16 protein-coding genes are annotated in these 15207 nt (G+C 56.3%); 6 read left to right on the forward strand and 10 right to left on the reverse strand.

The window, feature by feature from the left end; genetic code table 11:
* Positions 1-5: 5 nt before the first annotated feature.
* The 3 genes from AC2FHX_RS00105 to AC2FHX_RS00115 form a co-directional block, all read right to left on the reverse strand.
* The gene (locus tag AC2FHX_RS00105; protein WP_496700622.1) at positions 6-1787 is read right to left on the reverse strand and encodes an acyl-CoA dehydrogenase C-terminal domain-containing protein; all 1782 of its coding nucleotides are present in this window, start codon (positions 1785-1787) and stop codon (positions 6-8) included.
* A 48-nt stretch (positions 1788-1835) separates the two neighbouring features.
* Positions 1836-2237 (reverse strand): MerR family transcriptional regulator, encoded by a 402-nt coding sequence (locus AC2FHX_RS00110; protein WP_142632817.1) that lies wholly within the window; start codon positions 2235-2237, stop codon positions 1836-1838.
* 298 nt (positions 2238-2535) lie between these two features.
* Positions 2536-2904: a MerR family transcriptional regulator gene (locus tag AC2FHX_RS00115; protein ID WP_142632819.1), complete on the reverse strand. Its 369-nt coding sequence runs from the start codon at positions 2902-2904 to the stop codon at positions 2536-2538.
* A gap of 113 nt (positions 2905-3017) precedes the next feature.
* Here AC2FHX_RS00115 and AC2FHX_RS00120 point away from each other — a divergent pair, with 113 nt between their 5' ends.
* From AC2FHX_RS00120 to AC2FHX_RS00130, 3 genes are read left to right on the forward strand one after another with little or no spacing between them, the layout of a single operon-like run.
* Entirely contained in the window at positions 3018-3437 is a 420-nt protein-coding gene (locus AC2FHX_RS00120) for a PaaI family thioesterase (protein WP_142632821.1), read from the forward strand.
* A complete protein-coding gene (locus AC2FHX_RS00125; RefSeq protein WP_271948008.1) occupies positions 3437-3955 on the forward strand; it encodes a PaaI family thioesterase in 519 nt (172 codons plus the stop codon). The genes AC2FHX_RS00120 and AC2FHX_RS00125 overlap by 1 nt, the downstream gene beginning before the upstream one ends.
* Before the next feature lie 6 nt (positions 3956-3961).
* The gene (locus tag AC2FHX_RS00130) at positions 3962-5278 is read left to right on the forward strand and encodes an MATE family efflux transporter (RefSeq protein WP_142632825.1); all 1317 of its coding nucleotides are present in this window, start codon (positions 3962-3964) and stop codon (positions 5276-5278) included.
* Here AC2FHX_RS00130 and arsC read toward each other — a convergent pair.
* Genes arsC through AC2FHX_RS00150 form a run of 4 tightly spaced genes read right to left on the reverse strand, consistent with a single transcriptional unit; the run spans position 5275 to position 7434 of the window.
* Positions 5275-5616 (reverse strand): arsenate reductase (glutaredoxin), encoded by a 342-nt coding sequence (gene arsC / locus AC2FHX_RS00135; protein ID WP_142632827.1) that lies wholly within the window; start codon positions 5614-5616, stop codon positions 5275-5277. The genes AC2FHX_RS00130 and arsC overlap by 4 nt on opposite strands.
* Positions 5613-6671 (reverse strand): quinone-dependent dihydroorotate dehydrogenase, encoded by a 1059-nt coding sequence (locus tag AC2FHX_RS00140; RefSeq protein WP_496700621.1) that lies wholly within the window; start codon positions 6669-6671, stop codon positions 5613-5615. Before AC2FHX_RS00140 ends, arsC begins: the two co-directional genes overlap by 4 nt.
* Positions 6668-7099, reverse strand: coding sequence for a DUF1330 domain-containing protein (locus AC2FHX_RS00145; protein ID WP_496700620.1), 432 nt, complete (start codon positions 7097-7099; stop codon positions 6668-6670). The genes AC2FHX_RS00140 and AC2FHX_RS00145 overlap by 4 nt, the downstream gene beginning before the upstream one ends.
* Entirely contained in the window at positions 7096-7434 is a 339-nt protein-coding gene (locus tag AC2FHX_RS00150; RefSeq protein ID WP_496692441.1) for a DUF952 domain-containing protein, read from the reverse strand. The genes AC2FHX_RS00145 and AC2FHX_RS00150 overlap by 4 nt, the downstream gene beginning before the upstream one ends.
* Before the next feature lie 107 nt (positions 7435-7541).
* On the opposite strand from AC2FHX_RS00150, the gene AC2FHX_RS00155 reads away from it, so the two are divergent.
* Positions 7542-9119: a bifunctional metallophosphatase/5'-nucleotidase gene (locus AC2FHX_RS00155; RefSeq protein WP_496700619.1), complete on the forward strand. Its 1578-nt coding sequence runs from the start codon at positions 7542-7544 to the stop codon at positions 9117-9119.
* A 65-nt stretch (positions 9120-9184) separates the two neighbouring features.
* Here the strand turns inward: AC2FHX_RS00155 and AC2FHX_RS00160 are convergent, their stop codons facing one another.
* Positions 9185-10843, reverse strand: a complete 1659-nt coding sequence (locus AC2FHX_RS00160; RefSeq protein ID WP_496700618.1) for a tetratricopeptide repeat-containing sulfotransferase family protein — start codon at positions 10841-10843, stop codon at positions 9185-9187.
* A 55-nt stretch (positions 10844-10898) separates the two neighbouring features.
* Here AC2FHX_RS00160 and AC2FHX_RS00165 point away from each other — a divergent pair, with 55 nt between their 5' ends.
* Positions 10899-11564, forward strand: a complete 666-nt coding sequence (locus AC2FHX_RS00165; RefSeq protein ID WP_496700617.1) for an SOS response-associated peptidase — start codon at positions 10899-10901, stop codon at positions 11562-11564.
* Positions 11565-11608: 44 nt separating this feature from the next.
* On the forward strand, positions 11609-12661 hold the full coding sequence (gene mnmH, locus AC2FHX_RS00170) for a tRNA 2-selenouridine(34) synthase MnmH (protein ID WP_496700616.1): 1053 nt from the start codon (positions 11609-11611) through the stop codon (positions 12659-12661).
* Here the strand turns inward: mnmH and selD are convergent.
* Together selD and AC2FHX_RS00180 are read right to left on the reverse strand one after the other, a co-directional pair.
* On the reverse strand, positions 12652-14811 hold the full coding sequence (selD, locus tag AC2FHX_RS00175) for a selenide, water dikinase SelD (protein ID WP_496700615.1): 2160 nt from the start codon (positions 14809-14811) through the stop codon (positions 12652-12654). The genes mnmH and selD overlap by 10 nt on opposite strands.
* Before the next feature lie 5 nt (positions 14812-14816).
* The gene (locus AC2FHX_RS00180; protein WP_142632844.1) at positions 14817-15203 is read right to left on the reverse strand and encodes a Na+/H+ antiporter subunit G; all 387 of its coding nucleotides are present in this window, start codon (positions 15201-15203) and stop codon (positions 14817-14819) included.
* Positions 15204-15207: the final 4 nt, after the last annotated feature.

Here is a 15207-nt window from a genome sequence, read left to right on the forward strand (position 1 = left end):
AGAGATCAGAAGCTTGCCGCGTCCAGGCCCATGACAGTATCCGCACCGCTCTGGATGCGTGTCAGATGAAGACTGGTGGCTGGCAAGCGACGCGCCATGTAGAACTGGCCGGTGGTAATCTTTGTCTCGTAGAACTCGGTGTCCGAAGTCCCGGCTTCAAGTGCGGCATAAGAGGCTTTTGCCATCTGTGCCCACATCAGGCCCAGGCAGACATGACCGAACATGTGCATGAAGTCATTCGACCCAGCCAGCGCATGGTTGGGGTTCTTGGTGCCGCTTTGCATAAAGTACATGGCAGCGGCCTGCAGATCCTTGGAGGCCGCTTTCAGCGGTTCGATAAACGCCGTATCATAGGCTTCGTTCTGACCTGCGTTTTCCTTGCAGAAGTTTTTGACCATTTCGAAAAACGCCATGACGTGTTTGCCGCCATCTTGGGCAAGTTTACGGCCCACAAGGTCAAGCGCCTGAACGCCGTTTGCGCCTTCGTAGATCATCGCGATCCGGGCGTCGCGGGTATATTGCGACATGCCCCATTCTTCGATGTAGCCGTGGCCGCCATAGACTTGCTGGGCCTTGACCGTCATGTCATAGCCTTCGTCGGTCAGGAACCCTTTGAGGACCGGCGTCAGCAGTGAGATCAGGCCATCGGCGGCATCGTCACCAGAGCGGTGGGCCTTGTCGATCATGGTCGCTCCCCACAGAACAAAGGCACGGGCACCCTCGGTAAAGCTTTTCTGATCCATCAGGCTGCGGCGGATGTCGGGATGCACGATCAGCGGATCGGCTGGACCGTCCGGGTTTTTCGCACCGGTCACATCGCGGCCCTGCAGGCGGTCCTTGGCGTATTCCACCGCGTTCTGATAGGCCGCGTCGGCCTGGGACAGACCCTGCATGGCTACACCCATACGGGCTTCGTTCATCATGGTGAACATCGCGCGCATGCCTTTATGCTCTTCGCCCAAAAGATAGCCGGTTGCCTCGTCATAGTTCATGACGCAGGTCGAGTTGCCGTGGATGCCCATCTTTTCTTCGATGTTGCCGACCGATACGCCGTTGCGTTCACCCAGGCTGCCATCTTCGTTCACCATGAATTTAGGAACGATGAACAGGGATACACCCTTGATGCCTTCGGGGCCGCCCACGATCTTGGCCAGCACCAGGTGAATGATGTTGTCGGCCATGTCGTGTTCACCAGCCGAGATAAAGATCTTCTGACCGGAAATCTTGTAGGAGCCATCCGCCTGCGGTTCAGCCTTGGTGCGCATCAGACCCAGGTCGGTGCCGCAATGCGGTTCGGTCAGGTTCATGGTGCCGGTCCAATCGCAGCTAACCATGTTCGGCAGATAGGTTTCTTTCTGCTCTTGGGTGCCGTGCGCCAGAATGGCCGAGGCTGCGCCGTGGGTCAGACCTTGATACATGGTGAACGCCTGGTTCGAGGCGGAAAACATCTCGGCCACGGCAGAGCCGATGACATAAGGCATGTTCTGGCCGCCGAATTCTTCGGGCATGTCCAGGCCGGTCCAGCCGCCTTCCTTCATCTGACCGAATGCGTCTTTAAAGCCAGTAGGGGTATATACCACACCGTTTTCCAAACGACATCCTTCGGTATCACCGATTGTATTCAGCGGGTGCAGAACATTTGTCGCCACCTTACCGGCTTCTTCTAGAACAGCGCCGGTAAAATCAGGTTCAAGCTCGCTATAACCCGGGATGTCCGATCCCGATACATTGAGCACTTCGTGCAATACGAACTGCATGTCTTTGGTTGGTGCATTGTATACGGGCATTGGGAACTTCCTTAGTTTCGCTTGTCCGGTGGGTGGGTGCCGCCGGGGTTATTCTGCGGCCTTTTTGTCGCTCTTGATCGAGGCGATCACTTTCTCGCCCCATCTCAACTGTTCTTTTAGATCGTCAATGGCCTGGGTCAGCTCTTCACGCCGGGATTCCATATCGGCAAGCCGCTCGCACGCGATCTCATAGGTGCGGGTCATCTGTGTAACCTGCTGATCACCTACGTGATACAAATCAAGAAGCTGGCGAATTTCTTCCAGGCTGAAGCCAAAGCGTTTGCCTCGCAGGATCAGCTTGAGACGCGCCCGGTCGCTTTTGGTGAACAGTCGTTTCTGCCCTTCGCGGATCGGAAACAAAAGTTCCTTTGCCTCGTAAAAACGTAATGTGCGCGGCGTGACATCATAGGTCTCGCACATTTCACGAATGGTCATCAGATCTTCGGTCATGGTTTCTGCACTCTTGTAACTGGCCTTCGTTAAGCTGATTTGCGCAGTCGATGCGCGTCTTACAGCACGTAGATGCCGTTCACGTAACGCGAACGCTGCGTCACAAATAAGTTGACGTAACTTCCGTTCGCGTCAAGGTTTCTACTGCAGGGAATTTCAGGACGTCACGTCAGATCACCTTCCAGATGCAATTTTCCAAACACGGGAAAGCATGCTGAAAGGGTAAAAGAGCCCAGGAAGGGTCTGTTTTTGGCTTTGGCAAATCCGATAGTAAATGCGATCAACTGGGCAGCAATGCCTAGTCTAACAATTTCGCGGTCTGGTCACGCATTTGTTCCAAGGCATCTATGGCTTCATCCAACTGTTTTTTCTGATTGTTCAGTTCGACAAGCTGATGTTCGGCCATTTCGATGAAGGCCTTCATCTGTGCCTGATTCCCCTGATCTTCGTAGATCAGCAGCCACTGGCGGATATCTTCCAGTGGAAATCCGTATTTCCGTCCCCGCATGATCAGCGTCATCCGAGCGCATTCCCTAGGCCCGTAAAAGCGAGTTCGGCCTTCGCGGTCAGGCTGCAGAAGTTCGATATATTCATAGTAGCGCAGGGTACGTGGAGTCACGTCAAACTCGGCGCACATCTCTTTGAATGACAAACGGTTGTCGGGCATTCCTGGTCTCCTTCGAAACAGCGTAGGACGTGGCGACTTCAAGCGCAACAGGCGGGCTTGCTCTTTTGCTAGCCTGACGCTCATAAAGGGAGAAACAGAGAGGACACAAGTAGATGGTCGACAAAGCTGCTATAGCACGACAGTTTATTGAGGCCATTCCGCATGCCAAAGCTTTGGGTTTGACACTCACCAAAATGGGTAATGGCGAGGCCGAGATTTCGATGCCCTACAAGGCCGAACTGATCGGTGATCCACGCACGGGTGTGATCCATGGCGGGGCGGTTTTTGCCCTGCTTGACACCTGCTGCGGTTCCGCGGTCATGTGCCATCCTTCTTCGCCCGGCGCCACCGCGACAATAGATCTGCGGATAGACTACATGCGCCCGGCGACGCCAGGGCAGAGCATTACGACACATGCTGTCTGTTATCATATCACCAGAAACGTGGCCTTTGTCCGCGCAACTGCGATGGATGAGGACAAGGACCTGCCCGTGGCAACCGCCACCGGTTCATTCACAGTGGAGAGCCGATGATGTCCCGACCTCGGCCCGAAGCCATGCAGCTTATCGAACAGCGTCGCGATGCAGCACTGAAGGCAATCGTGGATGGTGTTCCATATATTCAGTTTCTCGGAATCGAATTTGACCGGCGGGGAAATGAGTTGACCGGGGTACTGAACTTTGACCAAAAGCTGATCGGAAACCCGATGCTTCCGGCGCTTCATGGTGGTGTGACGGCTGCCTTTCTGGAAGTAACCGCGGTTATCACCCTGAGTTGGGAGTATTTCTTTCCCCGGATCGAAAACGGCGAATTGGATGCCAGCACGGTCTTTCAAGATGAAACCATCATGTTTCCAAAAACAGTCGATTTCACCGTTGATTACCTGCGATCGGGCTTGCCTCGGGATGCCTATGCGCGTGCCTTTGTTCGCCGATTAGGGCGCCGGTATGCGTCGGTTCGTGTCGAAGCGTGGCAGGACAATCATCAGCGACCTTTCGCACAGGCCAGCGGGCATTTTCTGATGCCGCAGTCCAAATCGAAAGCTGAGTAGATTTCCATGCAAGACGCCTCGGCACCAATCACGCACAGGCGCGTGCTTAAAATTGCAGCGCCCATCGTGCTGTCGAATGCCACGGTTCCGATCCTTGGGGCCGTGGATACTGGCGTAGTCGGGCAGATGGGTCTGGCTGCGCCGATTGGGGCTGTTGGGATGGGGGCCGTGATTCTGGCCTCGATCTACTGGATATTCGGCTTTCTGAGGATGGGGACCACCGGCCTGGCGGCGCAGGCGCGCGGGGCAGGTGACACTGCAGAAACCGGTGCGCTGCTGATGCGGGGCATATTGCTGGGCAGTGCGGCAGGTATGGTTTTCATATTGGCCCAAGTCCTTTTGTTCAAAGGGGCTTTTGCCCTTTCCCCCGCCAGCCCCGAGGTTGAGGCGCTGACCCGCGACTATTTGCGGATACGCATCTGGGGTGCGCCGGCAACGATTGCGCTGTTCGCCATCACTGGCTGGTTGATTGCGATTGAACGTACGCGTGGGGTCTTTGTCCTGCAGGTCTGGATGAACGGGCTGAATATTCTCCTGGATCTGTGGTTTGTGCTTGGTCTGGGTTGGGGCGTCGAGGGGGTGGCCATCGCGACGCTCATCGCCGAGTGGAGCGGGCTGGCACTGGGTCTCTGGCTGTGCCGCAGTGCTTTTACCGGGAATCAATGGCGTGACTGGCCGCGAATTTTTGATCCCACGCGTCTGCGTCGGATGATGCAGGTGAATGGCGACATCATGGTCCGTTCGGTATTGCTGACCGGCGCCTTTACCACATTCCTCTTCGTCGGGTCGGATCTGGGGGATGTTAATCTGGCAGCCAATCAGGTCTTGCTGCAGTTTCTCGAAATTACCGCCTTTGCACTGGATGGGTTCGCCTTTTCCGCCGAAGCACTGGTCGGCGGCGCCATTGGCGCGCGGGATCGGCATCAGGTGCGCCGAGCCGCGGCCATGGCTTCGCAATGGGGGGTAGGGGGTGCATTTGTACTTGGTGCGGTTTTCTATCTGGCCGGGCCAGCGTTGATCGACCTGATGTCAACTGCACCTGAGGTGCGACTAGCCGCACGCGAGTATCTGGTCTGGGCGGCGCTGGCGCCGGTGATCGGTGTGGCAAGCTGGATGTTTGACGGCATCTACATAGGCGCGACCTGGACGCGCGCAATGCGCAATGCGATGATCCATTCGGTTGCGATTTATGTTTTGGCCCTGTTCATATTGGTGCCTGCGCTCGGCAATCACGGCCTTTGGGCCGCGCTGATGATCTTGAACATCGCGCGTGCCTGCACGCTGGGATGGCGATACCCCAAGCTTGAGGCTTTGGTCGCCTAAAGAAGGTCCAGAAGGGATTCCGTAGGGCGACCAATGGCTGCGTTGTCCCCTTTGATTGCAAGCGGACGCTCGATCAAAATCGGATGGGCCGCCATTGCTGTGATCAGGTCATCCTGAGCGGTATTCTTGGTTAGGCCCAGTTCCTTGAACAGCTTTTCGCTAGTCCGCATCAGGTCGATGGCGGGGATATCAAGGCGTGTAAGTACGGCCCGGATTTCGTCTGCCGAGGGCGTATCCTCAAGGTATTTGCGAATTTCGACCTGCGCTCCGTTTTCCTCAAGCAAAGCGAGCCCTGCGCGAGACTTAGAGCATCTGGGATTGTGCCAGTATTCGATCATATCCAGTCCTGTCTTTTGCTTCCAACGGCCTGCGCAACTGTTTCAAACCCATCGCGCGCCAGCAAGTCATCCAAGCCTCGCGCGATTTCCGCTGCAAGTGAGATACCACCGAAAACCATCGCGGTGTAGAATTGCACGGCCGAAGCACCGGCGCATATCTTGGCATAGGCCTGTTCTGCTGTGCTGATGCCACCAACGCCGATCAACGGAATCTGACCGTCGGTCAAATGGCTAAACCGGGCAAGAACGCGGGTGGATTTTTCGAACAAAGGCGCGCCGGACAGGCCGCCTGCTTCGTCTCTGTGTTCGCTGCGCAACCCATCGCGCGACAAAGTGGTGTTCGAGGCGATGACCGCATCAACGCCCGATTCATGGGCCACTTCGGCGATATCCCGCAGCTCATCCTCGGTCAGATCGGGGGCGATCTTGAGGAATACTGGTAGAGGGCGCATTAGGGTGTTTCGGGTTTCGATCACGCCGCTCAACAGAGCGCTCAGCGCCGCTTTGCCTTGCAAATCCCGCAGCTTTTCAGTGTTCGGAGATGACACGTTGACCGTAGCGAAATCCAGATGCGCCCCACAATGGGCCAGTACCTTGGCAAAGTCGCCGGGTCGATCATCGCTGTCTTTGTTCGCACCAAGGTTCAGTCCGATCACCGCATCCCTGGGGCGCGCCGCCAGACGACGGGCCATGGCCTCCATCCCTTCGTTGTTAAAGCCAAAGCGGTTGATGGCAGCCTGGTCTTCGGTCAGGCGGAACAGGCGCGGTCTGGGATTGCCGGGCTGCGGGCGTGGGGTAACGGCACCGACTTCGATGAACCCAAACCCGGCGCGAGACAGGGGGCCAAGAACCTCTCCGTTCTTGTCGAACCCTGCGGCCAGACCAACCGGATTGGGCAGCCCTAGCCCCGCGATTTTGGTCCGCAAACGCTGTGACGTAACCGGTCCTGGTTCAGGCGCAAGCCCTGCCTTCAGGGCTTTGATCGACAGGGTATGTGCGGTTTCCGGATCCAACCGGTGCAGGGCAGCCAGCCCCAGCTTTTCAGTCAGTTTCATCCAAACATTTCTCCGCCTTCGGTCGGCGCGCATCGGATCAGGCGAGAGGTCTTCACCGCAGCCTGACGATGCACGACCGCCTGTTTGTAATCAGGGTCGGATATCATTTCCAGAAAGGCATGGGCCGATGGGTAACGCGCGATAAATACCGCTTCCCATAGCTCATCCTTTGGGCCAATCAACGTAGTCTGAAACGCGCCGCGCCAAATGATCTTTGCCCCAAGGCGGACAATGATCGGCCCGGTTTCGATCCCATAATTTCGATAAGCCTGAGCGCCCGACAGACCGCTTTTGGCCAGTTCGTGCCCCGATGGATATTCGGCCCGGCTGCGGAACCTCACCAGGTTCAGCATCTCGATCGGGTGGTCACGATCCAGCACCTTGAAGGCTTCGAACTGGGCGCGATCCGGGTCGATATATTCCGTCATTTCATGTCGTCCGGGAAGCGATGCGCGTTGCCGTCAAAGGGCAGGGGGCAGGACCAAGCTATGTCGGTCATGCGGATCTGACGGTAGAGATGCGGAAACAGAGCGCCCCCGCGCGAAACCTCCCACTTCAGTTCCTCGCCCATCGCGTCAGCATCGCAGGCCAACAGCGTCAAACCTTCGGCGCCGGCAAAATGCTTGGCAGCGGTTTCCGCAGCTTGTTCAGCTGTCGAAAAGTGGACAAAACCGTCCGAAACATCAATCGGAGCACCATCCGTGGCGCCATCGGTCTGCAGCGCCGTCCATTCGTTGGCGCGGAAAATCTTGTAAATCAGCATAGAACGGTCATGCCCCGCGCTGCGGCTAGATTCAAGCCGGATTTCCCCCTTTGACTCTTTGCTGAAGGCGGCGCAACATCTTGGCAATTAACAAAGGGAGTTAAAATATGTTCACCCGTTTCCTAGCCTCGGCTGCTGTGCTGGGTTTGACTGCAGGAATGGCCGCCGCCGAATATAAACTGACCATTCTGCACACCAACGACTTTCATTCGCGTATCGAGCCGATCAACAAATATGACAGCGGCTGTAGTTCAGATGACAACGCCGAAGGCAAGTGTTTTGGCGGATCTGCCCGTCTCGTAACAGCAGTGGAAGAAGCCCGCGGGCGTGCCGAAAACTCGATCCTGGTAGATGGCGGCGATCAATTTCAGGGCTCGTTGTTCTATACCTATTACAAGGGCAAGGTCGCGGCCGAGTTCATGAACAAACTGGGCTATAACGCTATGACCGTGGGCAACCACGAATTCGATGATGGCCCGGAAGTCCTGCGCGGCTTTATCGACACCGTTGATTTCCCGGTGCTGATGTCGAACGCGGATTTTTCAGGCGAAGAATTGCTGAGTGGCAAGATCAAAAAGTCTACAGTGATCGAAGTCGGCGGAGAAAAAGTCGGCCTTGTTGGCCTGACGCCGGAAGACACGCATGAACTGGCCTCTCCTGGCCCGAACATCACATTCTCGGACCCGGTTCCCGCGGTTCAGGCCGAAGTGGACAAGCTAACCGCGGAAGGCGTGAACAAGATCATCGTTCTCAGCCATTCGGGATATGCTGTCGACCAGCGTGTTGCACAGGAAACGACAGGCGTTGACGTAATCGTAGGTGGGCATTCCAATACATATTTGTCCAACGTTTCTGACAAGGCTGTTGGCCCCTATCCGACAGTGGTCGATGGCGTGCAGATCATTCAGGCCTATGCCTATGGCAAATTCCTGGGCGAGCTGAATGTCACTTTTGATGACGACGGAAATGTTATCGCGGCGGCTGGTGAGCCGCTGATCATGGACAACAACGTGGCCGAAGATCAGGCCTCGCTGGACCGTATCGCGGAACTGGCCGCTCCTTTGGACGAAATCCGCAATAAGGTCGTGGCCAGCACGTCTGAGGCGATTGAGGGTGACCGTTCGATCTGTCGTGTTCAGGAATGTCAGATGGGCAATTTGGTCGCTGATGCCATGCTTGCGCGGGTTGCTGATCAGGGCGTTCATATCGCGATTGCGAACTCTGGCGGCTTGCGTGCTTCGATTGACCCTGGCGATGTGACCATGGGTGAAGTTCTGACCGTGCTGCCGTTCCAGAATACGCTTTCAACCTTTGAGATCAGCGGACAAGGCATCGTTGACGCGCTTGAAAACGGCGTGAGCCAGGTAGAAGAGGTCAAGGGCCGCTTTCCGCAGGTTGCCGGTCTGACCTTTGTTTGGGACGCATCGGTGGCACCAAACGAAGGGCGCGTATCAGAGGTCATGGTATCCAACGGCGATGGGCTTACCCCGATTGATCCGGCGGCGACTTACCTTGTCGTTACCAATAACTACGTCAGAAATGGCGGTGACGGGTACAGTATGTTCGAAGGCGACGATAAAAATGCCTATGACTTTGGCCCGGATCTGGCGGATGTCACGGCGGAATACCTAGCCGAAAACGCGCCTTACCAGCCTTATCTGGACGGTCGCATCAAGCAAAAGTAAGGCGACCAGAGCGAAACGAAAAGGGCCGCACCTTCGGATGCGGCCCTATTTCATTCAGCTAACCTTCAGCCTTGATCAATGTCGTATTCCGGCCAAAGCCCTGTATCAAAACCCGCAAGCATGGGCTGGATATGTTCCGACACAGATCGCCATCCCCCAATGGATTTGGTTGAGATTTTGTTGCGAACCTGGTCGATACTGGCAGTCCGGACCTGTTTGGTATTCTCTTCCGGACGCATCATCGTCTCGGTCCATTCGAGGTCGCAGAAAGCGGCGACCTGCTTGCTATAGGTTTCGGGGTCCGCGACAAGCTTTTCATATGGAACGGTCAGGATCTTGTCGCCAAAAACAGCTTCCCAATGCGCCATATAGCGACGATACAGGTTGGCAGAATGGGCAATGGTTTCAAGATTCGAGGCATAGTTCATGCCCCCCGCAGGGAACCTGCGGATCCATTTCGAAAGACCGACATCGCGCGGATCACGCAGCATGTTTATTATCTTGGCGTTTGGGAATGCTGACAACAGGAAGCCGACCCGCTGAAAATTGTGGGGCATCTTGTCAACAAAAGTGGTCGAGCCATCGGGGATCGGCGGCATCAACTCTCGGAACTCTTTGGCATATTTCGCTGCGGCAGTGGAATCGAAGGTCTTGCGATGTTGTGCGTAGTCGCGCGAAAGATCGGCCCCAACCGTCAGTTCGCCGCAGCCAGCAATGTCTGGCGCTGAGCTCAGCATCATTTCCATGAGCGTTGTGCCAGAGCGCGGCTGGCCCAGAACGAAGATCGGAACCGGCTGATCGGTTTGTTCGGACCAAGGAACTCTTCCCCCTACAGGGAACAGGCCAGTGATACGTTCGAACTTCTGTTCTTCCGCCTCTAAATCATAGGGTTTGACATTGTGTTGGATGGCATTGGCACGTGCAAATTGCGGCAGTGCTGCGCCAAGGCTATCGGCTTTTTGGATCAGGTGGGCCTTGGCAAATTCCAGTTCCGACAGCTCGTGTACGCTTTCGGATATCGCTGCTTCTACCGCCTGCATCAGTTTCGGGGCGTCCTCTTTGCTGGACATTGTCGAAAGCTGAAGAAGGGTGGCAACATGGAAAGGTTCTTTGGCGTAGATGCCCTGCAGAATATCGGCGCATCCCTTTTTGTCGCCACTCTGGTGCAGATTTACGGCTTTTTGAAAGGCTATCTTTTCGTTGTCCGGTGCCAATTCATACGCCTTGGTTATATCGCGTGAGTTGTGCTCGATATAACCGATGCGGCCATAGGCGCGGGCACGAGTCGACAACAGGCTGACATTTTCAGGGTCGCTTTGAAGTTTTTTGGTCACGTGATCAATGATCAGGCGCCAATTCTGTCCTTTCAGCGTAATCTCATCAATGACCCGGTTCAGTTCCTTGCTGGCTGGGAATTTTTCGGCCTTGAGTTCGGCATATTCCAAGGCTTTGGCCATCTGGCCGGTTTGCATAAGAGCATTGGCGAGGTTTTCGACGAATTGCGGATCGTCAGGTTTCATCCGCGCGGCTTCGACAAAATGCGGGATCGACCTTTTATACTGTTTCATCTCGGTCAGAACAAAACCGGAAATGGCATGAAAATCCGAGTCGGTCGGAAACTTTTTTACGCCAAGTTGAGCCTTTTTCAGCGCAGCCTGGAATTTGCCTTCTTCCAGCGCTGCGACAGCTTTGACTTTTAAGGTTTTCGCCGTTTGATTTTGCATATGACCCCGTGAGAACCTGTGCCTGTAGAAAACGATTGTTGAAAGTTCATTACCTATGTGCGGACGGTTTGCAATAACCCTTCCAAATGATGCCATGGCCCAGTTGTTTTCTGCGCGCCCGGCCAATGCTCTGCCTGTTGTCCCGAATTTCAACGTTTGTCCGACATGTCAGGTGCATGTGGTCAGGGCAGGCGAAACCGGGCGTCAGTTGGATGCCTTGCGTTGGGGGTTTTTACCACACTGGTACAAGTCTAAAACCGCTGGGCCATTGTTGATCAATGCCCGCGCCGAAACGCTAGCTGAAAAACCGGCTTTCAGGGCGGCCTGCAGAGAACGCAGATGTCTGATCGTTGCTAGCGGGTTTTATGAATGGACCAAAACCGAGAGCGGAGACCGGCTGCCCTGGTATATTTTCAGAAAAGACGGGGCCCCGATTGCTTTTGGCGGGGTATGGCAAGATTGGGGACCCGAAGGCGACCAGAAGGGAACATGCGCTATCGTTACGACACCAGCGAACCGCAATTTGGGCAGAATTCATCACCGCATGCCCCTGATTGTTGAACCCGAAAACTGGCCTTTATGGTTGGGTGAAGTGGGCAAAGGGGCTGCGCGGCTGCTGTCTCCGGGGCAGGAAGATATTCTTACCTTTCATCGTGTCGATCCGGGCGTCAATTCCAATCGGGCCAGTGGACCGACGCTTGTCGATCCCATCGCAGATTGACACCGTGCCTTTCCATCCGGTTCAACGCGGGTTAGATCGTTGACATGGTTCTGAAAATCACCAGCTTTCAGCAGTTATACGCGCATGAGTTCGACACAACCATAGACGTGCGCAGCCCGGCTGAATTTGCCGAGGATCATTTGCCCGGGTCCATCAACCTGCCAGTTCTGGATAACGACGAACGGGCGCGCGTCGGGACGATCTATGTCCAGGAAAGCCCGTTTCTGGCCCGCAAGCTGGGGGCGGCTCTGGTTTTCAGGAATGCGGCCAACCACATTGAACACAGCCTGTCCCATCACGAAGGGGGGTGGAAACCCCTTGTATATTGCTGGCGCGGTGGGCAGAGATCTGGTTCGTTTACCTGGATGCTACAACAGATTGGCTGGCGGGCCGAGGTTGTCGAGGGCGGCTATCGGGCTTATCGCCGCTTGGTGAGCCGGTATCTGTATGACGATCCGTTGCCGTTTCAATTCGTCCTTCTGGATGGGTATACGGGCACAGCAAAGACCGAGCTGCTTACACACCTTCAGGAACGTGGTGTCCAGGTTCTGGATCTCGAAGGGCTTGCCAATCACCGGGGGTCGTTGCTGGGGGCAATGCCGGGCGGACAACCCAGTCAAAAGGCATTCGAATCCGCGCTGGCCGCAGAACTTTGTGGTTTTGACCCCACCCGTCCCGTCGTAGTCGAAGCGGAATCGTCCAAAATCGGCTCTTTGATCCTGCCGCCGAGGCTTTGGTCCGCCATGTGTGCGGCCGTGCGCATTCAGATTGATGCCCCGATAGAAGCGCGCGCGGAATATCTGGTCTCGGCATATGACGATGTCCTCAGCGATGCCGAGCGGTTGAAAGATCTCCTGTCGCCGCTGAGGTCTCACCGTGGGCATGAGGTGGTGGATGGGTGGTTTGCGCTGATTGACGGCGGTAACAAGTTGGCCCTTACACGGTCACTTATGGAACAGCATTACGACCCGGCTTATGCCAAGTCCGCGCGCGTACACAGCACCGAGATTGTGGCCTCGATCCAGGTTCCCTCGCTGGCAAGTACCGGTCTGAAAGAGGTCGCTGTGCGGGTCGAACAGGTCCTGGATCAGCTCTGAAGTTTTAAACCCGGCGTATCGTCGATCATGCCGATGATTGATGCCGGATATCCAGCCGCACGTAGGTCTGCACACAGGCCTGGCGCGTCATCGGCTTGGACAGCGGCCAATAGCCCTCCGGCGGTTTGAGGGTCGAAAAGAAGATCAGCCTTGGGTCCGTTGGCGAGTTCAGGCGCAATGGCGCGGTTGTCTTCGAAGATCGTGGACCGAACACCGCTTGCGCTAAGCTCCACAGCCCCGGCCATCACGGGAACCGCATCCAGAGCAATTACCGCACCGCAGTCCGAGGCACCGCAAATACCTTGCAGATGCCCTGCCAGACCAAACCCGGTCACATCGGTCATCGCATGGGCACTGAACAGAATGCGCGCAGCTTCGCCTTGCGGCTGAACCATGTGGCGGAACGCCTCTGCGACCCAGATGCCATTGGCCAAACCGGCCATTTCGGCGGCCATGATCACGCCGCTGCCAATCGGCTTGGTCAGGATCAAAGCGTCGCCCTTGCGGGCCCCGGACAAGATGATCGGGTCGTTTTCGCACAGGCCGGTCAGAGTGAACCCGATGGTCATCTCATCCCCCATCGAACTGTGGCCTCCGACGATTTCGGCCCCGGTTGCGCGGATGACGTCACTAGCGGTGGCCATGATTTCTGACATGGTACGTTGTTGCAGTGCGGGTGACATCCGAGGCAGAATAATCGTCGCGGTGGCGGCCTGCGGTGCCGCACCCATCGCCCAGATATCACCTAATGCGTGAATGGCCGTGATCCGTGTCATCAAAACCGGATCATTGGTAAAGCTGCGCAAATGGTCCGAGGTCATCACCTGCCGCGCGCCGCCGGTGAGAAGCAAAGCCGCATCGTCACCTGAAAGCGGTATTACGTCTTGCCGATCGGGGGGCGGTAAATCAGACAGAACACTGCGCAAAGCGCGACGCCCAATCTTTGCGCCGCACCCACCGCACATGGGCTTTTCACCCAGGACTTCGGGCACGCCCAAAGCGTGGTCGCGGGGCAACTCTGCTGCTTTCATCTGCGGCAGATTCCGGAACTTATTCATGAAATTCTGGTCGATATGGTTCTTCCATTTCCACATCAACGGACCACTGAGCGAGGTTCCCAATCGCTCGGCCAATGCGGATTTCCCACCCAGCGATATCAGCTTGAGGTAATCTTTTTGCGGATGATAGGGGCGCATCTTTCCGGCACCCAGCGAGGCCCGAAGATTGCCATAAAGAATCGGGGCTTCTCGGACGGCATAGACACCTGCTTTTGGTCTGGGGTTTTCTGACAGATGGGCACAATCGCCGGCTGCGAACACAAAAGGATTGCTGGACTGCAGCCTGCTATTCACCGTGATATAGCCATTGTGAAGATCCAGCCCGGACTGCGCCATCCAACCATAGGGTTTGGCCCCCGCCGCCCCCGTTACGAATTCAGCCGCAATCTGGCGCCCGTCCTCCAACCGGATGTGATCCGCATGAATTTCAACGATGGCGGCCTGTTCGATCACGTCGATGCCCAGCTCAGCCATTGCAGTGCGAATGATCGAAGCCGCCTTGGCGCCAATCGCGCTCAAGGCCCGAGCACTTTCGATCAGGGTCAGCCGGGCGCTGCGGTTAGCAGAGCGCAGAGCGTGCGCCATCGCCATGATCAACTCGACCCCGGCAACACCACCACCGATCACGGCAACCGAGGCGGCGCCTGCGCCAGATTGGTACTCGGCCCACCTGGCGGCAAAAGACCCTAACGGTTTTGCGGGGACCGCATGGTCGGAAAATCCAGGCAGGGCCGGCATGTCGGATGTAATGCCAACATTAACCGAGGCTACATCATAGGCGACGGGCGGTCGGCCGGGCACATGTACCTCTTGCCGGTCAGGGTCTAACCCTTCGACGGCACCCAATATCACCCGTGCCCCGGCAAAGCGAGCCAAGCGCACCAGATCAATATCCAGGTCATCCCGGCGGTAATGACCGGCAACGAAACCGGGCAGCATCCCTGAATAGGGGGCTGAAGGCGCGGGGTTGATGACCGTCAGGCGCGCGCCAGGCAGAGGGTTCATCCCCCATTTTCGCAACACCAGCGCGTGCGTATGACCGCCGCCGATAAGAACCAGATCGCGGGTCAGGGGCAGCGGAGGTCTATACATAGGTATCAGGTGTTTCTGTGATCAGGAACGTCTTCGACCTGTTCGACCGCATGTGTGGCCCAGATTTTGTCCTCACCCGCGTCCGGCAGATCCTGGGGCTTTTCATGGCGGTGAATATGCCATTTGGCAATAAACAGGGCCGTGATCGGAGCAGTCAGGAACAGAAACAGCGTGATCAGCAGCTCGTGCAGAGACAGATGATGTTCGATCAATACGGAATGGATGATTGAGGCGATCAGAACGCCACCCACCCCAAGCGTTGTCGCTTTGGTGGGAGCGTGAAGCCTGGACATCGGGTCCTTTAGCTTGATCATCCCGTACGATCCGACAAAACCAAATATGCCTGAAACAACCAGGAAGAAGGCGACCAGGAATTCAAAGATTACCGACATGTCG

Source organism: Ruegeria sp. CDSC042 (assembly GCF_059610745.1).